Annotated in this window: 22 protein-coding genes and 1 riboswitch; of the genes, 13 read left to right on the forward strand and 9 right to left on the reverse strand. The window is 69.1% G+C overall.

Annotation, left to right across the window (positions count from 1 at the left end):
- Nucleotides 1-15 precede the first annotated feature (15 nt).
- Nucleotides 16-396, reverse strand: a complete 381-nt coding sequence (locus ASG12_RS02495) for a VOC family protein (protein ID WP_055784783.1) — start codon at nt 394-396, stop codon at nt 16-18.
- A 129-nt stretch (nt 397-525) separates the two neighbouring features.
- Here ASG12_RS02495 and ASG12_RS21940 point away from each other — a divergent pair, with 129 nt between their 5' ends.
- The gene (locus ASG12_RS21940; RefSeq protein ID WP_055784786.1) at nt 526-954 is read left to right on the forward strand and encodes a hypothetical protein; all 429 of its coding nucleotides are present in this window, start codon (nt 526-528) and stop codon (nt 952-954) included.
- Nucleotides 955-1,047: 93 nt separating this feature from the next.
- On the opposite strand, the gene metE is transcribed toward ASG12_RS21940, so the two are convergent.
- Nucleotides 1,048-3,315 carry a 5-methyltetrahydropteroyltriglutamate--homocysteine S-methyltransferase gene (gene metE / locus ASG12_RS02505; RefSeq protein WP_055784789.1) on the reverse strand — a complete coding sequence of 756 codons (2,268 nt, stop codon included), beginning with the start codon at nt 3,313-3,315 and terminating at the stop codon, nt 1,048-1,050.
- Between the two features lie 172 nt (nt 3,316-3,487).
- Nucleotides 3,488-3,703: riboswitch (cobalamin riboswitch) on the reverse strand.
- 90 nt (nt 3,704-3,793) lie between these two features.
- Between metE and ASG12_RS02510 the strand changes: the two genes are divergently transcribed.
- Nucleotides 3,794-5,179 carry a DUF2252 domain-containing protein gene (locus ASG12_RS02510; protein ID WP_055784791.1) on the forward strand — a complete coding sequence of 462 codons (1,386 nt, stop codon included), beginning with the start codon at nt 3,794-3,796 and terminating at the stop codon, nt 5,177-5,179.
- Nucleotides 5,180-5,182: 3 nt separating this feature from the next.
- On the opposite strand, the gene ASG12_RS02515 is transcribed toward ASG12_RS02510, so the two are convergent.
- From ASG12_RS02515 to ASG12_RS02525, 3 genes are read right to left on the reverse strand one after another with little or no spacing between them, the layout of a single operon-like run.
- Nucleotides 5,183-5,968 (reverse strand): MBL fold metallo-hydrolase, encoded by a 786-nt coding sequence (locus ASG12_RS02515; protein WP_055784794.1) that lies wholly within the window; start codon nt 5,966-5,968, stop codon nt 5,183-5,185.
- A gap of 1 nt (nt 5,969) precedes the next feature.
- Nucleotides 5,970-6,713, reverse strand: coding sequence for a metallophosphoesterase (locus ASG12_RS02520; RefSeq protein ID WP_055787467.1), 744 nt, complete (start codon nt 6,711-6,713; stop codon nt 5,970-5,972).
- Between the two features lie 11 nt (nt 6,714-6,724).
- A complete protein-coding gene (locus ASG12_RS02525) occupies nt 6,725-9,109 on the reverse strand; it encodes an ATP-dependent DNA ligase (RefSeq protein ID WP_055784797.1) in 2,385 nt (794 codons plus the stop codon).
- An 84-nt stretch (nt 9,110-9,193) separates the two neighbouring features.
- Between ASG12_RS02525 and ASG12_RS02530 the strand changes: the two genes are divergently transcribed.
- The 4 genes from ASG12_RS02530 to ASG12_RS02545 all read left to right on the forward strand — a co-directional run bounded on the left by ASG12_RS02530 (nt 9,194) and on the right by ASG12_RS02545 (nt 12,765).
- Entirely contained in the window at nt 9,194-11,353 is a 2,160-nt protein-coding gene (locus ASG12_RS02530) for an MMPL family transporter (protein ID WP_055784799.1), read from the forward strand.
- A gap of 35 nt (nt 11,354-11,388) precedes the next feature.
- Nucleotides 11,389-11,799 (forward strand): DUF302 domain-containing protein, encoded by a 411-nt coding sequence (locus ASG12_RS02535; protein WP_055784802.1) that lies wholly within the window; start codon nt 11,389-11,391, stop codon nt 11,797-11,799.
- 50 nt (nt 11,800-11,849) lie between these two features.
- On the forward strand, nt 11,850-12,119 hold the full coding sequence (locus ASG12_RS02540) for a metal-sensitive transcriptional regulator (RefSeq protein WP_045821135.1): 270 nt from the start codon (nt 11,850-11,852) through the stop codon (nt 12,117-12,119).
- Nucleotides 12,120-12,207: 88 nt separating this feature from the next.
- Entirely contained in the window at nt 12,208-12,765 is a 558-nt protein-coding gene (locus ASG12_RS02545; protein WP_045821057.1) for a TetR family transcriptional regulator, read from the forward strand.
- 24 nt (nt 12,766-12,789) lie between these two features.
- On the opposite strand, the gene ASG12_RS02550 is transcribed toward ASG12_RS02545, so the two are convergent.
- Nucleotides 12,790-15,237 carry a cytochrome P450/oxidoreductase gene (locus tag ASG12_RS02550; RefSeq protein WP_055787470.1) on the reverse strand — a complete coding sequence of 816 codons (2,448 nt, stop codon included), beginning with the start codon at nt 15,235-15,237 and terminating at the stop codon, nt 12,790-12,792.
- 255 nt (nt 15,238-15,492) lie between these two features.
- Between ASG12_RS02550 and ASG12_RS02555 the strand changes: the two genes are divergently transcribed.
- On the forward strand, nt 15,493-15,732 hold the full coding sequence (locus ASG12_RS02555; RefSeq protein ID WP_045821058.1) for a DUF6480 family protein: 240 nt from the start codon (nt 15,493-15,495) through the stop codon (nt 15,730-15,732).
- A 15-nt stretch (nt 15,733-15,747) separates the two neighbouring features.
- Here ASG12_RS02555 and ASG12_RS02560 read toward each other — a convergent pair whose 3' ends face one another.
- Entirely contained in the window at nt 15,748-16,230 is a 483-nt protein-coding gene (locus ASG12_RS02560) for an SRPBCC family protein (RefSeq protein ID WP_055784805.1), read from the reverse strand.
- 36 nt (nt 16,231-16,266) lie between these two features.
- The gene (locus ASG12_RS02565) at nt 16,267-16,989 is read right to left on the reverse strand and encodes a VIT1/CCC1 transporter family protein (RefSeq protein WP_156377893.1); all 723 of its coding nucleotides are present in this window, start codon (nt 16,987-16,989) and stop codon (nt 16,267-16,269) included.
- Between the two features lie 313 nt (nt 16,990-17,302).
- Here ASG12_RS02565 and ASG12_RS02570 point away from each other — a divergent pair, with 313 nt between their 5' ends.
- Nucleotides 17,303-17,866 carry a hypothetical protein gene (locus ASG12_RS02570; protein WP_055784810.1) on the forward strand — a complete coding sequence of 188 codons (564 nt, stop codon included), beginning with the start codon at nt 17,303-17,305 and terminating at the stop codon, nt 17,864-17,866.
- 84 nt (nt 17,867-17,950) lie between these two features.
- Here ASG12_RS02570 and ASG12_RS02575 read toward each other — a convergent pair whose 3' ends face one another.
- Nucleotides 17,951-18,982 carry an NADP-dependent oxidoreductase gene (locus tag ASG12_RS02575; RefSeq protein WP_055784813.1) on the reverse strand — a complete coding sequence of 344 codons (1,032 nt, stop codon included), beginning with the start codon at nt 18,980-18,982 and terminating at the stop codon, nt 17,951-17,953.
- Nucleotides 18,983-19,168: 186 nt separating this feature from the next.
- Here ASG12_RS02575 and ASG12_RS02580 point away from each other — a divergent pair, with 186 nt between their 5' ends.
- The 5 genes from ASG12_RS02580 to ASG12_RS02600 are packed head-to-tail and all read left to right on the forward strand — an operon-like array spanning nt 19,169 to nt 22,452.
- Nucleotides 19,169-19,468, forward strand: coding sequence for a hypothetical protein (locus tag ASG12_RS02580; protein WP_055784816.1), 300 nt, complete (start codon nt 19,169-19,171; stop codon nt 19,466-19,468).
- Complete coding sequence (locus ASG12_RS02585) at nt 19,465-20,424, forward strand: FAD:protein FMN transferase (RefSeq protein ID WP_055784818.1); 960 nt, start codon at nt 19,465-19,467, stop codon at nt 20,422-20,424. The genes ASG12_RS02580 and ASG12_RS02585 overlap by 4 nt, the downstream gene beginning before the upstream one ends.
- The gene (locus tag ASG12_RS02590) at nt 20,421-20,981 is read left to right on the forward strand and encodes a ferric reductase-like transmembrane domain-containing protein (protein WP_055784820.1); all 561 of its coding nucleotides are present in this window, start codon (nt 20,421-20,423) and stop codon (nt 20,979-20,981) included. The genes ASG12_RS02585 and ASG12_RS02590 overlap by 4 nt, the downstream gene beginning before the upstream one ends.
- Complete coding sequence (locus tag ASG12_RS02595) at nt 20,978-22,207, forward strand: NADH-ubiquinone oxidoreductase-F iron-sulfur binding region domain-containing protein (protein WP_082501590.1); 1,230 nt, start codon at nt 20,978-20,980, stop codon at nt 22,205-22,207. The genes ASG12_RS02590 and ASG12_RS02595 overlap by 4 nt, the downstream gene beginning before the upstream one ends.
- Nucleotides 22,204-22,452 carry a ferredoxin gene (locus ASG12_RS02600; RefSeq protein WP_055784823.1) on the forward strand — a complete coding sequence of 83 codons (249 nt, stop codon included), beginning with the start codon at nt 22,204-22,206 and terminating at the stop codon, nt 22,450-22,452. Before ASG12_RS02595 ends, ASG12_RS02600 begins: the two co-directional genes overlap by 4 nt.
- The last annotated feature ends 6 nt before the right edge of the window (nt 22,453-22,458 follow it).

Raw genomic sequence — 22,458 nt, forward strand, 5'->3', positions numbered from 1 at the left:
CAGCGAGACATACTGCTACGGCTGTTTGGTTTCCTGCCAGGTGCGGCCGAGGATGCAGAACTCGTTGCCCTCGGGATCGGCGAGCACGGTCCAGGTGACTGAGGGGTCCTGGCCGATGTCGACGCGTGTGGCACCGAGCGACTCCACCCGGGCGATCTCGTCGGCGGTGGTGACCCCGTCGGCGCGCAGATCGAGATGGAGACGGTTCTTGATCGTCTTGGCCTCGGGGACGCGGAGGAAGTCGATGGTGGGCGTGGATCCGTCGGCCGGACCGATGCTGAGGTAGTCGTCGCCGTCGATGTCGGTGACCTCCCATCCGAGGACCGCGGTCCAGAAGTCGGCCACGAGTCGGATGTCGTGACAATCGATGGCGATGACGTCGATTCTGCTGGTCATGGCAGCAACCCTACGACCGCACGAACGTGCGAAAGGTTGCGATTGCGTATCGGGGACTGGACATCCTTCGCGGCGCAAAGCATGTTGATAGCCAGTTGGTACGCACACGTTCCACCAGGAGGTAGGTCGATGAGAACACGACGCATCGCGCTCGCCGCAGCGGCGGCCGCTGCGCTGTCGGTGGCTGCGGCCCCGGGCGCCGGCGCGGCACCGGAGGCGTCTCCCGAACTGACCGGCGCACCCGACGTCACGATCTCGCGCCCGCAGGTGTCGACCGATCCGGCGACGCGCGGCGAGATCTCGGTCGTGATCAGCAACGTGGGTACCGCCCGGGCCACCGGGATCGTCGCGTATATCAACTCCTTCCCGAACAGGTTCGGCGGCACCGAGCTGATCGACGGCATCGACCCGGGGAAGTCGGTGCGGCAGCGCGTCGGCACGATCGGCTCGACCCCCTTCACCGGGATCGTCGCCTCCGCGGTGTACGCCAACGGTCGAGACCCACAGCCACTGAACAACTACTCCTTCAGCGTCGAGGTACTGCGCCCTCCCCGCTGACACACCGACCCCCAGGCGTGCCCCGCCTCCCCCCGGGCGTGGGCAGGTCGGGTGGGATCGAGACCCCCGATCCCACCCGACCACCTCACTTGGTCACAACTCGGCGCGCACGATGTGCGCCGCGGTCACCAGATTGCGTAGTGACGCCTCCACCTCGTCGGTCGAGCGAGTCTTCAGCCCGCAGTCCGGGTTGATCCAGAGCCGCTGCGCAGGAACCGCGTCCAATGCAGCGCGCAATGACGCCACGATCTCGCCGACCTCGGGAACACGAGGCGAGTGGATGTCGTAGACACCCGGCCCCACGCTGTTCGCGTACCCGATGGCGTTGAGGTCGTCGAGCACCTCCATGTGCGACCGCGCGGCTTCGATGGAGGTGACGTCGGCGTCGAGATCGGCGATCGCACCGATCACCGCACCGAACTCCGAATAGCAGAGATGGGTGTGGATCTGCGTCGCATCGGCCACGCCCGCCGTCGACAGCCGGAACGCGTCGACCGCCCAGCGCAGGTACGCCGGTTGATCCTCCGCGCGCAGCGGCAACAGCTCCCGCAGCGCCGGCTCGTCGACCTGGATGATCCCGACACCCGCCGCCTCGAGGTCGACGGTCTCGTCACGGATCGCCGACGCGATCTGATTCGCACTGTCCCACAACGGCTGATCGTCGCGGACGAACGACCACGCGAGGATGGTGACCGGACCGGTCAGCATGCCCTTCACCGGTCGATCGGTGAGCGACTGCGCGTAGTCGATCCACGTCACCGTCATCGGATGCCGCCTGCGGACGTCGCCGTAGAGGATCGGCGGCCGCACGCAGCGCGTCCCGTACGACTGCACCCACCCGTTCTCGGTGGCGAAGAACCCGTCGAGCTGTTCGGCGAAGTACTGCACCATGTCGTTGCGTTCGGGCTCGCCGTGTACCAGCACGTCGAGCCCGAGGTCCTCCTGCAGCGCGATGACGCTCGCCACCTCCCCGCGCATGCGTTGTTCGTACTCGTCCACACCGATCTCGTTCGCGCGCAGAGCCGCTCGCACCCGCCGGATCTCCGATGTCTGCGGATACGACCCGATCGTGGTGGTGGGCACGGCAGGTAGACCGAGCCGTTCGTCCTGGGCGGCACGCCGTTGCGCTGCCGGCCCGCGGGCGACACCTGCCTCGACCGCGGCCGCGACGCGCTCGCGGATGCCGTCGTCGTGGACACGTGGATCCGAACGGCGGGCCGCCAGTGCCCGCGCGCAGGTGTCCAGGGCCTCGCCAACCGAGTCGCGTCCATCCCGCAGCGCGGTGGCCAGGGTGACCACCTCGGCGACCTTCTCGGCGCCGAACGCCAGCCAACTGCGGAGGGTGTCGTCGAGCCCGGACTCCCTGTCGAGGGAGTACGGCACGTGCAGCGTCGAGCACGACGTCGACACCGCCACCGACGCGGCCGAGCCCAACAGCGTCGCCAGGGTCGCGAGCGACGCCGACAGGTCGTTGCGCCAGATGTTGCGGCCGTTGACGATTCCCGCCACCAGCAGCTTCGAGGTCAACGCCGGTACCGAGACCACCGGGTCGGCGGTGCCCCGCACCAGATCGACCGCGATTCCCTCGATGTCGGTGGCCGCTAGCGCCGGCAACACCTCCCGGAGATCGCCGAAGTAGCTCGCGACGAGGATCGCCGGCCGGTCGGTCCCGCGGGCCAGTTCTCCGTAGACCCGTGTGACGAGGCCGGCCGGGTCGTCGTGCAGGTCGGTGACCAGTGCGGGTTCGTCGATCTGCACCCAGTCCGCGCCGGCGTCACGCAGCGACGACAGCAGTTCGCGGTACAGCGGGAGCAGCTCGTCGAGTCGTTCGATCGGCGCGGTGCCGTCGACGCCCTTGCTCAGCAGCAGGAACGTGATCGGGCCGATGACCACCGGCCGCGCCGGGACCCCCAGTGCCAGAGCCTCGCTCAGTTCACCGAGCACCTTGTCCGGGTGCAACGAGAACGTGGTCGAGGACGAGATCTCCGGGACGAGGTAGTGATAGTTGGTGTCGAACCACTTCGTCATCTCCAACGGGGCGACCTTGCCGGTGCCCCGCGCCGCGGCGAAGTACCGGTCGAGGTCGTCGGCGATGTCGGCGACCCGTGGCGGTAGTGCGCCGAGAAGGACTGCGGTGTCGAGCATCTGATCGTAGAACGAGAACGTGTTGACCGGGATCGAGTCGAGCCCGGCGGCGTGTAGTTCCCGCAGGCCGGCGAGGCGCAGGTCGGCGGCGAGAGCCTGCAGCTGGGCCTGGTCGGTGCGACCGGCCCAGTACGATTCGACGGCGCGTTTGAGCTGCCGATTCGGTCCGATGCGGGCCGAGCCCAGAGTGGTTGCGGTGAACGGTGTACCAGTCATGTGCGTGACAATCCTTCGGTGCGTGCGGATGGCCATCACCAAGGGACGTGGTACCGACGAGCCGGCCGGGTGCCGAGGGCACGCGGCCTGAAGCCGTACCCCTCACGAGGGCACAGCCGTCAGCTCTTGCGGTCACACGCCCAGTCCACGAGGCGATGATCCGCCGGGTGCGGCGCACCCGGCACAACTGGCAGGTCTTCGGACTCGTGGGCGTGACACTCGCGGCCTACTGGCCGACGCTTCCCAGCAGGTCCGCTCTCGCGGACCCGCCAGTGCTGATTGTCGGCGGTCGTTCCCACTCACCGCTGCGGGACAGTCCCGGATTCTCACCGGGTTCCCTCTTGCCCGGCCGCCACCGAGGGCGGTGACCGGGCTCGATGCCGCACGACCGACTCAGGGGCTCCTGGGTGTCACTCGTACGGCAGACCAGCTGCGATCGCGACAGTACGCGCCCGTGTGCCGGCGTTAGCATCGCGGTATGCCCTTTCATCGGTTCCTCGAACGCCATGACCACGACGAGTCGTTCGCGATGGGCAAGGCCATGCGGGAGACGCGCGGCCGGTCGACGCTGGCGCAGCTGCCGTCGGGCGAGCGCGACCTGGTCGACCTCGTCCGCAAGCAGCACGAGGGGCGTATCGCCGAACTCATCCCGCTGCGTATCGAGCGGATGAGCGAGTCGCCGTTCGCGTTCTTCCGCGCGACCGCCGACATCATGGCCACCGACCTGTCGTCGATCCCGGTGACCGGTGTCGACGTGGTGATCAGCGGCGACGCCCACATCGGCAACTTCGGCTTCTACGCCAGCCCCGAACGCCGCATCCTGTTCGACCTCAACGACTTCGACGAATCCGGCGTCGGACCGTGGGAGTGGGACATCAAGCGGCTGGTGACCAGCGCGGTGCTGTGCGCCCGCGCCGACGACGCCGACCGCGACGACCAGGCCGAGCTCGCCGCCGATGCCGCGCAGGCCTATCGCCGGGCACTGCGCGTGGCGGGGTCGCAGTCGGTGATCGACCGCTACTACACATCGGTCGACGCAGAGGTGCTGGCCGACAACGCCGGTGGCGTGGTCGCCGATGTCATCGACTCCGCGCTGGCCAAGGCGCGGCGACGCACGGCGAACAGCATCGTCGACAAGATCACCGAGATCGGTCCCGATGGTCGCCGCCGCATCACGCCGGATCCGCCCATCGTGGTCCCGCTGTCCGCCCAGCACCCCGAGCGGATCGAACTCGCCGGGCAACGCGTCGACGAGATCTTCGACCACTACCTGTCGTCGGTGCGCACCGACGTGGCGTTGTTGTTGTCGCAGTTCGAGATCGTCGATGTCGCACGACGGGTGGTGGGTGTCGGCTCGGTCGGCAACATCGCACTGATCGTGCTGCTGCAGGGTCCGTCGGATGAGCCGATGGTGCTCCAGCTCAAGCAGGTCGCGCCGTCGGTGCTCGAGACCAACGGCGGACTCACCTCGGTGATACCCGAGACCGAGCACACGCCGGCCGACGCGCGTGACGCGATCCGCGTGGTGGCGAGTGCGCATGTGTTGCAGGCCAATTCCGATCCGTTCCTCGGGTGGACCGCATCACGCGAGGGCGCGTTCTACTGGCGGCAGTTCCGGGACATGAAGGGGTCGATCGACGCTACCGACCTCAAGGCGCGCGAACTGCGCCGCTACAGCGAACTCTGTGCGCGACTGCTGGCCCGATCACACAGCCAGAGTCCGGCGTTCGCGCAGATCGCCGGTTACCTCGGCAAGAAGGACACCGCGGACGAGGCCATCGCCCGGTGGGCGGTCGACTACGCCGATCAGGTCGACCGCGATCACGCGGAATTCCTCGCCGCGGCGGCCGACGGGGTGATCTGAGGGTCAGGCGGAGGCGACGGCGCGGTCGAACAGCGTGCGGTCGTGGGCGTTGACGATCACCAGATCGGGTTCTGCGCGACGGCGCAGCTCGGCGATGCGTTCCTGGTTGCGCCGCAACTGCTTGCGGTCCATCGCGAGCGCGGTCTCGGTCACCCGCATCGTCCACGGCGTCGAGGTCTCGTCCTCGATGGCGCCCCGGTGATGAAAGGCGTCGCCGCAGTGCAGAACCCAGCGGTTGCCGGCGTCGACGGCGATCGCGGCGTGCCCACGGGTGTGGCCGGGCAGCGAGATCAGGACCACCCCGGGGGCGATGGCGGTGAGTTCCCGCGCCGCGGCGAATCCCCGCCAGGACTCGCCGACGGGTTCGTGGGTGACCAGGGTGGGGCCGTGGGCCCACTGGCGTCGGCGGTAGCGGCCGTGCTCGAGCGTGGTGCGCGGGCGTTGGGCGGCGGTGACCTCGGTGGCGGTGGCATGGACGGTGGCACCGGGGAAGTCGGCGATGCCGCCGACGTGGTCGAGGTCGAAATGCGTGACGACGATGTGGCGGACGTCGTCGGTGGAGTAGCCGAGGTTCTCGATCTGGCGGGCCGCGGTCTCCTCCGGGTCGAGCACCGGACGGATCACATGGCGCAACGGCCCCAGACGTCGTGCGGGCGAGGCACAGTCGGCGAGACCGTAGCCGGAGTCGACGAGGATGAGGCCGTTGTCGGTCTCGAGCAGCAGCACATGGCACACCAGTGAGTCGCCGGGGACGGGCATCGTCCCGCAGTTGAGGTGACGGACACGCATGTCAGACCACCGCGCGGAAGTGGGTGATGAGACGCCAGCCGTCGAGCTGGTGGAAGGCGAGACCCGGTGGCTGGGAGGCGTCGACGATGTCGGTTCCCTCGAACGAGAGGTTCAGGGTCGACGAGACGCCCGGGGCGAGGCACACCGGACGACCGGCGAAGCTGGTGACGGCGCCGGTGTGCGCGTGACCGCAGAGGAAGCCGACGATGCCGGGGTGCTTCTCGACGAGCCGCAGCAGGCGGTCCTCCCCGGTCTGTCGGATCGAGTCCATGAACGGCATACCCAGCACCACCGGGGGATGGTGGAAACACACGATGACCGGCACACCCTCACCCACGGCGGTGATCTCGCGATCCATCCAGGCGACGGTGTCGTCGGAGAGGTATCCGTCGTTGCGCCCGGGGATGGTGCTGTCGCACATGAGGAACAGCGCGCCGGCGATCACCGCGGAGCGGTTGAGCGGCATGTCGTGGGTGTGACGACCGAACAGGCCGAAGCCGAACTCGTCGCGGCGGTCGTGGTTGCCGGGGATGAGCAGCGTGGTCGGTAACGGCACCCCGCGCAGCACCTCCGCGGCCTCCTCGTACTGGGCCGGCGAACCGTCGTCGGTGATGTCACCGGTCACCACGAGGGCGTCGATGCCGTCGGCGCGTGCAGAGATGTGGGCGAGCACCGCCTCCACTCGCGCGCGGTGGTCGGCCTCCCCGCTGAAGTGGAGGTCGCTGATGTGGGCGACGGTCAGCATGCGATTCATGATCACAGATCGCCGGGAAGCTTGTCCCTGCGGATGCCCCGCCAGCTCGGATGCCTCAGGTGGCCGGTGCTGGTCCAGTCCATGAAGCGCACCTCGGCCACCACCTTCGGCAGTACCCACACCGCGTCGTGTTCGACGGGCCGGTCGAGTCGTTCCACGAAGGGGGAGGTCTTCCGCCGCAGCGGCGCCAGCTCCTCGGCGAGGGCGGTGCGCTGCTTGTCGGTGAACCCGGTACCGACCCGTCCGATGTAGCGCAGGCCGGTGTGCTCGGGGAGTCCGACGAGCAGCGAACCGATCGTGTTCGAGCGGTTGCCCTTGCCCGGACGCCATCCACCGACGACGACCTCGATGTCACGCCAGTTCTTCTGCTTGAGCCACGTCCGCGACCGGCGCCCCTGCTGGTAGACCGAGTCGCGGCGCTTGGCGATCACGCCCTCCCAGCCCTTGTCGCGACTGTGGTCCATCGCCTCGGCACCCGATCCGCTCAGCAGCGGCGGAACCTCGATCGCCGGGTCGCGGGCGAAGACCGGTGCGATCTCGTCGAGCAGCGATCGGCGTTGCTCCCACGTCATCCGGAGCAGCGACGAACCGTTGAGGTACAGGATGTCGAACAGCATCAGTTTGAGGGTGAAGGGTTCGGACGTGGAGTCGCGGCTGGCGAGCAGTGTGAAGTTGGTCTTGCCGGTTGCGTCGACGGCCACCACCTCGCCGTCGAGCACGGTGTCGATCAACCCGAGATCGTCGGCGAGGGAGCTCAACTGGGGGAAGTCGGCGGTCATGTCGATGCCGGCGCGGCTGGTGAGCCGCAGTTCGCCCCCGATGTAGCGGGCGATGATCCGGTAGCCGTCCCACTTGCCCTCGAAGGCCCAGGTGTCGGCGGAGAGTTTCTCGACGGGGTCGTCGGTGGCGAGCATCGGGCGGGGATCGCGCAGGCTGTCGGGGACGATCGGTCGCGGCTCGTCGGACATGAGGTGCGCGAGCCAGTTCTTCTCGCCCGTCTTGATCAGGGCGTAGCGACCCTGGATGCGGTCACCGTGCAGTCGCACGATCACCTCGTCGTCACGCCACTTCTCGGTCTCGTAGGTGCCGTGGTCCCAGATCTCCACGTGTCCGCCGCCGTACTCCCCGGCGGGGATGTCGCCGGCGAAATCGGCGTAGTCCATGGGGTGGTCCTCGGTGTGGACCGCGAGACGGTTCTGGTCGCTGTCGGTGGGCAGGTTCTTGGGTACCGCCCACGACACCAGCACGCCGTCCCTCTCGAGCCGGAAGTCGTAGTGCAGTCGGCGCGCGTGGTGTTCCTGGATCACGAAGATCGGCAGACCCGGGCCGGCGTCGTCCTCGACGTCGGTGTCGTCGGATCGCGTTGCTGCCCGGTGTGTCTCGTCACCGAACGGTTCGGGGGTCTTCGATTCGTCGCGCTTGCGCCGGTATTCGCTGAGACTGACCACCGCCGGCGTATCGGCGACGACCGCGGCATCGGGTACGACCACGGCCGGTGCCGTGATCGCGTCGTCGAGACCGGCGAGGATGTCGCCGTGCTCGGAGATGCGCTCGAGGACCGCGGTGAAGTCGAGTTGCGCGATGCCGGGATCGGACAACTCGTCCCAGAATCGCGGTGCCGCGGCCCAGGGTTGCTCGCGCCCGCGTAGGGAGTAGGGCGCGAGAGTGGTCTTCGCGCTGGAGTTCTGGCTCCAGTCGATGAACACCTTTCCCGCGCGCACCGCCTTCGCCATCACCGCCGTCACGTCGTCGGGGCGCTCGGCGGCCAGCGCGGTCGCGATCTGCTTCGCCACCGCCCGGGCGCCGTCGCTCGACACCGCGGCCGGCAACGGGGCGTACACGTGGATCCCCTTGCTGCCGCTGGTCACCGGATAGGAATCGAGGCCTGCCCCGGCCAGGAGTTCACGGACCAGCAGGGCGATCTCGGCGCAGTGGGCGAGGCTGACACCCGGGCCGGGGTCGAGATCGAGCACGAGACGGTTGGCGCGGCGGTCGGGCTTGGCGACGGGGGCGTCGGAATCGGGCGGGAACGTCCACTGCGGCACATGCAGTTCGAGGGCGGCCTGCTGCCCGAACCACACGAGGTCGGCGCGCGAGGTGGCGACGGGGTAGACCGCGTCGCGGTCGCTGTGTTCGATGACCCGGCGCTCCAGCCAGCCCGGGGCGCTCGTGGGCAGGTTCTTCTCGAAGAAGGGCGCCGACTCGACGCCGTCGGGCCAGCGCTTACGCGTGACCGGACGCCGCCACAGATGCGGGAGCATCACCTGCGCCACCCGGTTGTAGTAGTCGATCACCTCGGCTTTCCGGGTCCCGGTCGCCGGGTACAGGACCTTGTCGAGGTGCGTGACGCCCACCGATCGTCCGTCGACGTCCAGTGAATCGGCCATGGTCCCGATCCTACCGACTGCTGGACAGATACCCCGGGGGGTGTGTATACCCATGGGGGTATCAAGCACCCGAGAGGACATCCCATGCGCGCCGCACCCCCCTCGTCACCCGACCTCCGTCGGCCCGACACCACCCCGCGTCCCGGACTGCTCGGTCGGGTCGGCGGCTGGGGTACCGATCACCGGCGAATGGTGTTCGGGCTGTGGCTGGCCGCGATCGTCGTTCTCGGTGCGTTCGCGCCCTCGGTGTTCTCGTCGCTTGCCGGGGCGGGGTGGCAGGCGAACGACTCGGAATCGGTCGCCGTGCGCGAGCTGGCGCAGCAGCACTTCGGCGGGAACTCCTCGGCCGCGGTGCAGATCGTCGTCCACTCGAACTCCGCCACCGTCTCCGAATCGAGCATGCAGGCGGTGTTCACAGAGATCGAGCGAGAGCTCGGGTCGGACTCGCGCTTCGGCGAGATCGTCGCGCCGCAGCCCGGTGTGACCATCAGCCGCGACCGCCACACCGGCATCCTCATCGCCGGGGCGAACGCGTCGACCGACGAGATGGTGAAGGCCGTCGACGACCACAAGTCGGAGCTGACCGCGCTGTCCCGCAACGGGATCGAGGTCTACCCCACCGGAGCGTCGGCGCTGTGGGCGGACTTCAACAAGGCCAACCACGACGCGATGATCACAGCCGAGTTGTTCTCATGGCCCGTCACACTCGCGATCATGGTGCTCGCGTTCGGTTCTCTGGTCGCCGCCGGTCTGCCGTTGCTGCTGACCGTCGCGGGCCTCGTCGCGTCCGCGGGTGGACTGGTGCTGCTCAACCAGGTGACACCGATCTCGGTGTGGGCCATGAACTTCGCGATGATGTTCGCCCTGGCGCTCGGCATCGACTATGCGCTGTTCATCGTCTCGCGGTTCCGTGACGCGCTGAAGCAGCGCGGCGATCGCCGTCAGGCCGTCGTCGACACCATGGACACCGCGGGCAAGGCCGTGTTCCTGTCGGGCCTCACCGTCCTCGTGAGCCTCTCGGCCGTCCTGCTCGTCCCGGCGCCGGCGGTGCGGACGATGGCGGTCGGGATCATGCTCGCGGTGGTCTTCGTCCTTCTCGCGACCCTGACCCTGCTGCCCACCGTGCTCGGTGCCCTCGGTCCGAGGGTCAACGCGGTGTCGTTGCCCTACGCGAAGAAGCAGGAGCACCGGTCGCCGGTGTTCCACCGCTGGGGGTCGCTGCTGCACAAGCACCCGTGGCCGTTCGCGGTCGTCTCCCTGGGCATCCTGGTGCTGCTGGCTCTGCCGGTGTTCGGGCTGAAGGTCGCGATGCCCTCGATCTCGGTGGTGCCGGAGGATGCTCCGGTCCGCCAGGGGTATGCGCTGGTGCAGCAGCAGTTCGGTCCGGGTGCTCCTGGCGCGCTGCAGATCATCTCTCCGGCCGCCGAGGCGCAGGACGCAGCGACCACCGCATCGTCGAGCCCGGGTATCGCGGTGGTCACCCCGCCGCAGCCCGCGCGCGACGGTTCGGGATATGCCCTCATGCAGGCGATCCCGACCGTGGACCCGTCGAACGCGCAGATGGGGTCGATCCTCGACACACTGCGCAACCGTCTCCCGGCCGATGCTCTCGTCGGCGGGGCACCCGCGGAGAACCTCGATCTGCAGACCGCACTGGACGACTATCTGCCCGTCATCGTCGGCGTCATCCTGACCATGGGCTTCCTGCTGTTGCTCGTCGCATTGCAGGCGCCGCTCATCGCCCTGATGGGAACCGTGGTCAGTCTGCTGTCCACCGGGGCGGCGTTCGGTGTCGCGAAGCTGGTCTTCCAGGACGGTCACGGGGCGTCGCTGCTCGGATTCACGCCGCAGGGATTCCTCGACGGATGGGGTCCGGTGTTCTTCTTCGCGATGATCTTCGCCATCGCGATGGACTACACGGTGTTCCTACTGGCCACGGCCAAGGAGCACTACGAGAAGAGCGGTGACCCGTACACCGCGCAGATCGACGGCATGGCCCACTCGGGTCGGGTGATCTTCGCGGCGGCCGCGGTGATGGTGGCGGTGTTCTTCAGCTTCGCCCTCGCCGATCCGCTCCCGCCGAAGGAGATGGGCATCATCCTGGGTGTTGCGGTCCTCCTCGATGCCGTCCTCATCCGATTGGTCCTGCTACCGGTGCTGCTGCGACTGACCGGCCACGCCGGATGGTGGTCACCGGCATGGCTCCGGCGCGTCCTGCCCTCGATCAGCTTCGCCCACAACTGAACTCGACGTTCTCGAACACAACGAAGGAGACACCCATGGAACTGGGACTGAGCACGACCCTCACCGACACCGACCTGGCCACCGCGAAGCAGAAGGTGACCGACGCCCTCGCCGAGCAGGGCTTCGGAGTCCTCACCGAGATCGACGTGCAGGCGACGATGAAGAAGAAACTCGACGAGGACATGGAGACGTTCACCATCCTCGGAGCCTGCAATCCGCACATCGCCCACCGCGCTCTCGGTGTTAAACCGCAGATCGGAATGCTGTTGCCGTGCAACGTCGTCATCCGTGCCGACACCGCCGACGACACCGGTCGCACCCTGATCGTCGAGGCGATGAACCCCGACCTCATGGGATCGGTGACGGGGGAACAGGCGCTGACGCCCATCGCGGCGGAGGCGGGTGAGCTGCTGCGCAGGGCGATCGCGACGATCGCCGCCCCCTGATACCCCCGGGGCTATGCTGGGTGATCACCATCCGCGGCGAGGAGAAACTCATGATCGGCGACGACGACGCAATCGCGCAGGTGCTCAACCGGTTGCGGCGCGCGCAGGGGCAACTCGGCGGGGTGATCGCGATGATCGAGGCCGGGCGTGACTGCAAGGACGTGGTGACCCAGCTCGCCGCGGTGTCGAAGGCCCTCGACCGTGCCGGGTTCAAGATCGTGGCGACCGGACTCCGTGAGTGCATGACCGACAACGCCGAGGGCGTGCGGGAACCGATGACCGAGGCCGAACTCGAGAAACTGTTCCTCGCGCTGGCGTAGATCACCCCGCCCGACGCGATCGGGCGGTGACGGTCTCCGTCGGTGTCCGCGTCGCACCGCAGGTCATGGTCTGACCTAGGCTCGACCCATGACCGGGGCAGATTTCTATTCCGAACTGCGGGCCCTGCGTCTCGAGCGTGTCCTCGACGCATCGGTGGAGATCATCACCGATCAGGGCTGGGACGGCCTGAGCATGACCGCGGTCGCGAAGCGCTCCGGGGTCCCGCGGCAGAGCCTTTACAAAGAGGTGGGGACCCGAGAAGAGCTCGGCAACGCGGTGGTGCACCGAGAGGTCGATCGCTTCCTGGAGCGTGTGTCGGCCGGCCTCGCGGCGCATCCCGACGACTTCGAGAAGGGCGTCTCGGCGGCCGTGCGGAATGTCCTGGAGCACGGTCGGTCGAATGCCGCTCTCGCAGCCGTCCTCCGGCCGGGCCACGACGCGGGCCTCCTCGCACTGCTCACCGTGAACCCCGACGCCGTACTGGGTCAGGCGACCGGCGCACTCCGATCACTCCTGGGGGACACGGTGTCCGAGGCGCTCGTCGATTCCGTTGTGCGACTCACGATGAGCCATCTCCTGCAACCGACAGTGGACGTCGACGAAGCGGTCAGCCGCATCGACCGGGTGGTCCGCGGATTCGACTGACCGCCTGTCGGCAGGTCCGTCGGGCTACAGGTCGAGGACCAGCTTCGACGACAGCGACCGCGACACGCAGAGCATCACCGAGTCGCCGCGGTCGCGCTCCGCGCGTGTGAGCACGGAGTCCCGGTGGTCCGGGGTCCCGTCGAGGACCTCGGCCTGACAGGTGCCGCAGATGCCCTCCATGCACGACCCCATCACGTCGACGCCGGCCTCCTCGACGGCCTCGAACATCGACGTCCCCGCGGGCACGGTGACCGTCACACCGGAGTCGACGCACTCGACCTCGAACGAGTCCAGCGCACCCTCGGGGGCGTCGATCGTCTTGGGGGCGAACCGTTCCAGGTGCAGGCTCTCGGCCGGCCAGACGGCGCACCTCTCCTCGACGGCGTCGAGGAGGACGTCGGGGCCGCAGCAGTAGACGAGCGTATCGGGCCGGGGGTCGGCGAGAAGCGTGTCGAGGTCGAAGCGTGCGCCGCGTTCGTCCTTGGCCCACACCGTCACCCGGTCGTCACCCTCGAACTCGTCGAGGAACGCCATCGTCGACCGGGACTTGCCGACGTAGACCATCTCCCACTTCGCGCCGTGGGCGTCCGCGGCAGCGATCATGGTGCGGATCGGGGTGATACCGATACCGCCGGCGACGAACAGGTACCGCGGCGAGTCGACGAGCGCGAAGTGGTTGGCGGGACCCGTCACCTGGAGGGTCGTCCCCTCGGTGAGCTCGTCGTGGACGAACGCCGACCCACCACGGCCGTCCGGTTCGCGGAGGACCGCGACCGTCCACGACGACCGATCGGCGGGATCACCACACAGCGAGTAGTGCCGGGTCATGTCCGAACGGAGGTGGAGTTCGGCGTGCGCACCCGGAGCCCACTGCGGCAGCGGTTCTCCCGACGGGGCGGTGAGCGTCAGCTCGACGACACCCTCGGCCGCATCCCGTCGCCGGGCGACCTGGACGTCGAGCACCGTCCGCTCGACGCGTCCCTTGCGCTGCGGTCGTGCCGGCGCCGGTGCCGGCGTCTCCGCGGCCTGTGCCTGCTCGCGTCGGCGCCGTTCCTGGTGCATCGCGCGGTAGGTGCCGTGCTGTCGCCGCTGGGCGCCCTTCGGGGTGAGCTGGACCATCATCGAGCTGTAGCCGCGCACGAAGTTCGACTGCACGCGTTCGGGCTCGGCGAGGACCTCGATGTCGTCGAACCGGGCCAACAGCTCCTCCCAGAGGATGCGGAGCTGCAGCTCCGCGAGACGGCTCCCCATGCAGCGGTGCGTGCCGATACCGAACGCCAGGTGGTGGCGCGCGTTGCGTCGGTCGACGATGAAGCTGTCGGGGTCGTCGAACGTGCGCTCGTCGCGGTTGGCCGAGGCGTACCACATGACGACCTTGTCGCCCTTGCGGATGAATTGCCCGTTGAGGACGGTGTCGCGCGTGGCGATCCGGCGCATGTAGGCGAGCGGCGTCTGCCAGCGGAGGATCTCGTGGACCGCCTTCGACACCAGGCCCGGGTCGTCGCGGAGGCGGTCGAACTGCTCGGGGAACTGGTTGAGGGCGAGTAGACCACCGGTCATGGAGTTGCGGGTGGTGTCGTTGCCGCCGATGACGAGCAGGACGATGTTGCCCAGGAACTCCATCGGGCGCTCGATGAGGTCCTTGGTGTCCTCGGACATCTGCATCAGGGTGATCAGGTCGTAGCCGGGCTTCTCGCCGGCCTTCAGTCGCGCGGCCTTGTCGTGCCACAGGTTGCTGAAACTCTTGGCGGCCTCGGCCGCAGCCCGGTACGCGGCATCGGTGTCGGTGGAGCCGCCGGTTGCCGACGCGCTGGCGGCCACCAGATCGGTCCACTCGACCAGCTTGCGCCGTTCCTCGTAGGGGAAGTCGAGCAGCGTCGCGAGCATCCGGGAGGTCAGTTCGATGCTCACCCGGTCGACCCAGTCGAAGGGTTCGTCCACGGGGAGTTCATCGAGGACCTCCGCGACCCGCTCGCGGATGAGGCTTTCCATCTCCTCGAGGTTCTGCGGGGCGACGACTCCCTGGACCGCCCCGCGCTGCTGGTCGTGTCGCGGGGGGTCCATGGCGATGAACATCTCGATGTCGAGCCCCTCCGGCGGTGTGCCGAGGATGATCTGCGGTTCGGCGGAGAAGGTCTCGAAGTCCTTGTCGACGGTGATGATGTCGTCGTATCGGGTCACCGACCAGAACGGCCCGAACTTGCTGTCGCCGCGAAAGTGCACCGGGGCCTCATCCCGCAGTCGGCGGAAGTAGGCCTCCCACTGCCCCTGACGCCAGAGGAACGGGTCGCTGACATCGATGTCGGTGAGATCGAGGTCGGCGACGTCGGGGATCGCGGACTCGGTGAATCGCGGTTGATCGTCGCCGATCAAGCGGCTCTTCGTGTGCTGAAAGAGATGGAGCGCCTGGATCTGGCGCTGCATCGGCACCACTGCCTGGGCTTTGGTGATCACCTGGTCGAGTACGCGCATGACGACTACCGCCTTCACTGGGTTCCATGCCGGAGTGACATAAATGAACCATACGTCCCCAGTGATGACAATGTGAGCACTTTTGTCGCATCACTTTGTCGCTCGGCGTGGAGCGGTGCAGCGGACGGGTTGTGACGCGGTCGTCACGGCAGGGTAGGCGCGAAGCGAGGACACTGGAGAGAGTTCGTCCAGCTCGGGGCGAGTGACACCAACCATCGCGGTGCTCGCCATCGCCTGTCACGCCAGGAGCTGCACATGCCCGACGCCGAACCCGCTCGTTTCCCCGACTCCGATCTCGAGACCGGTGGGAGTGTCGACCCCGGCGCCACCCCACCCGCGGACGCGTCGACCTCGATGGCCTCCGACGCACGACAGGCGACGCCACGGCGGTTCTCGCCCACCACCATCGTGGTCGGGGTCATCACGACGATCGTGATCATCGTCGCGATCGCCGGGCTCATCGCCGTGATCGTGGATTCAACCCAGTACTTCTGATCTCCCGAATTGGGATCAGGCCTGCTCGGCCTCGATGATGCTCTTGATCCTCGCGAGGGTCGCCGGGATGCCGGTGTGGGCGGCGTCGACGCGATCGGTGATCTGCGCCTGCGCCTCGTCGCCGTACTTCTCGTGGAAGAAGGCGATGCCGTCGTCGCGGAACTGCCAGGTCTCGGTGAGTCGGGTTCCGTCGCCCGCCGGCTCGAGGGTGAAGCCCCAGCGCGCGTACTTCCCGCCGACCAGCCACGCGAATTCGCGCCCGGGCTCCGCGGCCACCACGACCGATCGCGTCTCCCAGGTGCGTGACGGCTTCTCGTTGCGTCCGGTGAACCAGGCGTCGACCCGCGGACCGTCGGGACCCGGCTCGTCGCCGCTGTCCCACCAGCAGGCGGTGCAGATGGGGCTCCACTCCCCGGTCCGCGTCACGTCGGACACCACGCGGTAGACGGTGTCGGGGGAGGCGTCGATGTCGATCGATTCCGCGTGCTCATAGCTCATGTGACCCAACCTAACGAACGACGCAAGGGACTCGCTTTAGACGACCACTCCGCCCACTAGCCGTCCGATCGCGTAGGTCACCACCATGGCGATGACGCCGCCGACCGTGACCCGCAGGACCGCGCGCGAGCGATGCGCCTCACCGATCGTCGCGCTGATGAACCCGGCCAGGGCGAGGGCCGCGGCCACCACGAGGAAGGTGACCGGGATCCGCAGGTGCGCAGGTGTCAGGAGGATGGCGAGCAGCGGCAGCACCGCGCCGGTGGTGAACGAGATGGCCGAGGAGATCGCGGCCTGCCAGGGGCTGGTCAGATCATCGGGGTCGATACCCAGCTCGGCGTCGACGTGCGCGGCGAAGGCGTCGTTCTCGGTGAGCTCGGTGGCGACCTGCCACGCGGTCTCGGTCGAGAGGCCCTTCGCCTCGTAGATCGCGGCGAGCTCCTCGAGTTCCTCCTCCGGCTGCTCGGCCAGTTCGTCCCGCTCCTTGTCCAGCAGCGCCTTCTCGGTGTCGCGCTGGGTGCTCACCGACACGTACTCGCCGAGCGCCATCGACACCGCGCCCGCGGCCAAACCCGCAACCCCGGCGGTGAAGATGGGCTCCCGCTCGGCGGTCGCCGCGGCGACACCGATGACGATGCCTGCGGTGGAGACGATTCCGTCGTTCGCGCCGAGGACCCCGGCGCGCAACCAGTTGAGTTTGCCCCCGGTCCCCGATGCATGGGGTTCGGCGCTGTGCTGGATCGGTTCGGTCTCGGACATGGCCACCATGAAACATGGTCGGCACCAGCTCGTCCAGGCAGATGAGGCTGTCCTGACCTGCGTGGATGAGGTGCCGCACATCACCAGTGCCACCACGGCGCGACACATCGGTCTACGGTGGAGATGTTGCTCCTGCAGTCAGTCGGGTCGACTGAACCACAGCACATTCACCTGCCACCGGTCCCGAGGGTCCCGTGGCGGATCCACGCACGGCAGCAATGGATCTCAGAACTCATCTGGTCAGCGCTGCGGTGCGTCACCGCGCGGCCGTCCTTGGCGACTGCCGACCGGTGAGATGCCCCAGGAGGGCCATATGTCCAGACGTATCACCACTTTTCGCGCACTCCACGATCTCGGTGCAGCCGCATGGTTCGGCGGATCGCTGATGGGCGCGGTCGGGGTCAACGGCGCCGCTGCCGCGGTCCGCGATCCCCAGGATCGCGCTCGGGTCGCCGCCGTCGGTTGGGCCGGCTGGTCGCCGGTCAACGCCGCCGCCATCGCCGCGCACGCCGTGGGCGGCGCCGTCGTGCTGTACGACAACCGCGGCCGCGCTGCGCACCAGACCGGTGTGCGCGCGAACACAGTCGCCAAGCTCGCCGTCACCGGTGCAGCCGTGGCGGCCACGGTCTACAGCGGCCTGCTGGGCGCCAAGACCGCGACCGGCGACGGCTCCCCCGTGCGGGGTGCCACCGAGCCCGCACCGACGACGCCGCCCGACGTCGCCGCAGCCCAGAAGCAGCTCCGCTACCTGCAGTGGGCGCTGCCGGTGCTGACCGGGACGATCGTGATCCTCGGTGCCCAGCAGGGCGAGCAGCAGCGCGCGACACAGATCGTGTCCGGCCTCGCCGACGGCGTCGCCCGACGCATCCGTCGCTGAGACACATCGCCGTACTCCCACGGGAGTACGGCGATGTCGTTCGGTCGACGACCACGAGACCGCCGGCGCGCGTGTCGGGTGACCTCAGTCGGCGACGTGGACCACGGTCTTGCCGAAGCTGCGGCCCGCCAGCATGTCTCGGAACGCGTCGAGGGTGTTGTCGAAGCCGTCGACCACGTGCTCGAGGTACTTCAGTGAACCGTCGGCGACCCACTGCGAAGCCTCGCCCAGGAAGGTCTCCTGCTGCTCGGCGGCGAACTCGGTCTGGATGAAGCCGCGCACGGTGAGGCTGCTGCGCAGGATGACGCCCATGAGTGCGCCGCTGCGGTCGGGACCCTCCGGCAGCGACGTCAGGTTGTAGTTGGCGACCAACCCGCACACCGGGATCCGGCCGTAGGTGTTCATGCGCGGGAGGACGGCGTCGAACACCTTGCCGCCCACGTTCTCGAAGTAGACGTCGATGCCGTCGCCGGTCGCCGCCGCGAGCTGGTCGGCGAAATCATCGGCGCGATGGTCGATCGCGGCGTCGAAACCCAACTCGTCGCGCAGGTACGCGACCTTGTCGGGTCCGCCCGCGATACCGACGGCGCGGGCGCCCTTGATCTTCGCGATCTGACCGACCGCGGAACCCACGGGACCGGTGGCCGCGGCGACGACGACGGTCTCGCCGGGCTGCGGGCGGCCGATGGTCAGCAGGCCCGAGTAGGCGGTGAAGCCGGGCATGCCGAGGACACCGAGGGCGGTGGTGTGCGGGACCGCCGAATCGGCGTCGAGCTTGCGGAGGTGCGTGGTCGACTCGACCGAATGGGTCTGCCACCCGCCGTAGCCGAGCACGACGTCGCCCTCGGCGAAGCCGGGGTCGCTCGATGCCAGCACCCGCGAGACGGTCGCGCCGACCATCGGGGCGTCGATCTCGACCGGCGGTGCGTACGACTTCGCCGCGCTCATCCGACCGCGCATGTAGGGGTCGAGGGAGAGGTCGAGCGTCTGCAGCAACACCTGGCCCTCACGCGGTTCCGGGAGGGTGAACTCCTCGAATCGGACGTCGGAGTCCTGTGGCTCGCCGTGGGGGCGGGCGGCGAGAACGATGCGTCGGGCGGACTGCGGCGAGGTCATGACGGTGGAGCTCCTTGAGATTTCGTGGACAAAACTGCTGTGTGGGGCAACGACCCCACCCTGCGCGTTGTTCCGACCCCCTTCGCAGCCCGGTCGCAGCGACCTCCCAGGTTCGGCTCCGATGCTGGTCATCACACCGGCGAGAAGACCGACGAGCGGTCGCCGCGAGATGCGAAGGAGTCAGCCGTGAACACACCCCAACGCGGGATCCGACGAGCACGATGGGCCGCCGGCGCTCTCGCGGCGAGCGCACTCGCCGCCGTCGGGATCACCTCGGGCCTGGCCTACGCCGACACCGGGTCGACCGGCACCTCGACCTCCACGACGTCCACCACGACCTCGACGGGATCGACCTCCACCGGGACCACCGATTCGACCGGAACCGACTCGAGCGGGTCGGATTCGTCTGGCACCTCGTCCTACGGCACCGCGCCCACCGTGACCGCCGGCTCGGGCGACACCCACGGCCAGACGAGCGGCTCATGAATCACCCCCGTGCGTCATCGGTCTGCGCCACGTCCACCTGGAGTGTGTGGGGACTCGAGGCCTCGCTGGTCGTCACCGACCCCGATCGTCTCGTGGAGGCGCGCGCCGTCGTCGATGCCGTTCTCGCCGATGTCGACGCCGCCTGCAGCCGGTTCCGTCCCGACGCCGAGCTGTACGGACGGTCGATCCGGCGTGGGCACCCCACGCGGATCACCCCGGTCCTGGCGACCCTCGTCGACGCCGCGCTCGACGCCGCCCGTGCCTCCGGCGGCGCCGTCGACCCCACCATCGGTCGACGACTCGTCGCGCTGGGATACGACCGCGACTTCGCCGATGTCGTCGCCGACCGCGCGAGCGGACTGACCGCGGGACCCAGCGTCGCCGTGCACGAGGCCGATCACACGATGATCCGGCGCCACGCCGACATTCTCACCGTCCCCGAGGGCGTGCTCCTCGATCTCGGGGCGACCGCCAAGGCGGTGGCCGCGGACCTCGCCGCCGAGGTCATCGCCGACGAGATCGGTTGCGGCGCCATGGTGAACCTCGGAGGCGACATCAGCGCTCGCGGGGACGCCCCCTCCGGCGGCTGGCAGATCCTGGTCCAGGACGTCCCCGCCGACGGGCGGCCCGAACCCGCGGCACAGATCGGACTCGTCGGTGACTGCGCGGTGGCCACCTCCAGCACGCTGCGCCGACAGTGGACCCACAAGGGCCGCAGCGTGCACCACATCATCGATCCCCGCACGGGTGAGCCGGCCGCACGGCATTGGCGCACCGTGACCGTGGTCGCCCGCCGGTGCGTCGACGCCAACACGCTGACCACCGGCGCCATCGTCAAAGGCGCTGCGGGACAGCACTGGATCGAGTCCACCGGGCTGCCCGCCCGTCTGGTCGCGGCCGACGGGACCGTCGTCGGGCTGGGCGGCTGGCCGCAGGATGCGGAGATGGCGGCGTGAGCGACGAGGCCCTCTGGGCGCTGGGCCGCGGCACCGGCATCACCGCTCTCATGATGCTGACGGTGTCGATGGTGCTCGGCATCGCGACACGATCGGGGCGTGGGGTCGCCGGACTGCCGCGCTTCGGTGTGGTGTCAATGCACCAGTTCGCCTCTCTCTCGGCGACATTGCTCATCGCGGTGCACGTCACGACTCTCGTCGTCGACCCGTACGCGCAGCTCGACCTCGTCGACGTGGTCGTCCCGTTCGGCGGCGGTTACGAGTGGTTCTGGGTGGGCCTGGGCACGCTGACCCTGGACCTTGTGGTCGTGGTGGTGCTCAGCGCACTCCTCCGACATCGCATCGGGCAGAAAGCATTTCGAAGCATCCACTGGGCCGCCTACGGACTGTGGCCCATCGCGGTCGCGCACGGGCTCGGTGCGGGCAGCGACAGCGGCGCCCCGTGGATGTGGGCCATCACCGCGTGCTGCGTCGTCGCCGTGCTCATCGCCGTCGGCATCCGACTGCACCCCCGTTTCACCGAGTTCTCCCGACCACGAGAGGTGGCGACCGCATGACCGCGATCACCGAACCCCGCCCGTCGCGGCACCGCGCCACGGCGTCCGACCATCCCGCCGACCGACTGCTGACCGGTGCCGGCGGCTCGCTGCGGCGGCACCACGAGATCTACGGGGCGAGGGCCCGTCGCGGTCGCGACCTCATCGATCTGATCGCGGCGGCAGGGCTCACGGGTCGTGGCGGCGCGGCCTTCCCGGTCGCCCGCAAGATCGAGGCCACCGCGCACGCAGCACGACGACGCAACCGACCGATCGTCGTCGCCAACGGCGCCGAGGGTGAGCCGCTCAGCGGCAAGGACGCCGTCCTGCTCCGGCAGTCGCCGCACCTGGTGCTCGACGGCCTCGCCGCGGTCGCCGAGGCCGTGGGCGCACAGGCCGCCCACCTCTGCGTGCCCGCGCACCGCGTCGACGAGCTCGCCGCGCTCGTCGCCGAGCGCGCCGCGTCGGGATGGGATCGCACCCCCGTGACGGTGACCGCGACCGCGGGGCGCTTCGTCGACGGCGAGACCACCGCCATCGTCGACCTGCTCTCCGGCGGGCCGGGTCTCCCCCGCAATCGGATGGTCCCGAGCGCGGTCCGCGGTGTCGGCGGCCGACCCACGCTGGTGCAGAACGTCGAGACGCTCGCCCACGTCGCGCTCATCCACCGCAACGGCGCCGCGTGGTTCCGGGGCCGCGGCACCGCCGCCGAACCCGGCACCGCACTGGTCACCCTGTCCGGCCGGGCCGGCCTCGACGGCGTCGTCGAGACCGACCTCGGGACCCCGCTGGCGGTGATGCTCCGACGCATCTCGGTCGACCCGACCGATCTCCGCGCGGTCCTCGTCGGGGGGTTCCACGGCACGTGGGTCGACGGACGCGCGGTCCCGCGGCTGGCCCTGTCGGCACGGTCGCTGTCGGAGGTCGGGGCGAGTCCCGGTGCCGGCGTGTTCTCGTACCTGATGCGCGGCGAGCGCGGTCTGCCCGTCGTCGCCGAGATCGTCGGCCACCTCGCGCACGAGAGTGCGGGGCAGTGCGGTCCGTGCCGGTTCGGGATGCCCGCGCTGGCCGAGGCGATGACGGCCGTGGCCGCCGGTGCGGGAGCCCACGCCGCGCACCGCGCGATCACCCTCGCCGACACCATCGACGGACGCGGCGCGTGCAGCCATCCCGACGGCACCGCTCACATGGTGCGCTCGGCACTGCGGGTGTTCGCCGACGAGGTCGCGGCGGGACAGATCCGATGACCGCTCTGCACATCGACTGGACCGCCTGCGACGGCCGCGGCCTGTGCGCCGAACTGATGCCCGAGGTGTTCGACCGCGACGAGTGGGGTTACCCGGTGAGCCGCGACGGCCGCCGCCGACCCGAGGTGCCGCACGACGCCACCGGCCGGGCACGGCGGGCGGTCCGGGCCTGCCCGCGACTGGCGTTGACGCTGGTCGAGACCGAGCCCCGAGCCGATGCCGAGGCAACCCCGCCGGGTCACTGATCTGCA

It is taken from the genome of Williamsia sp. Leaf354, from assembly GCF_001424365.1.
Lineage (GTDB): Bacteria > Actinomycetota > Actinomycetes > Mycobacteriales > Mycobacteriaceae > Williamsia_A.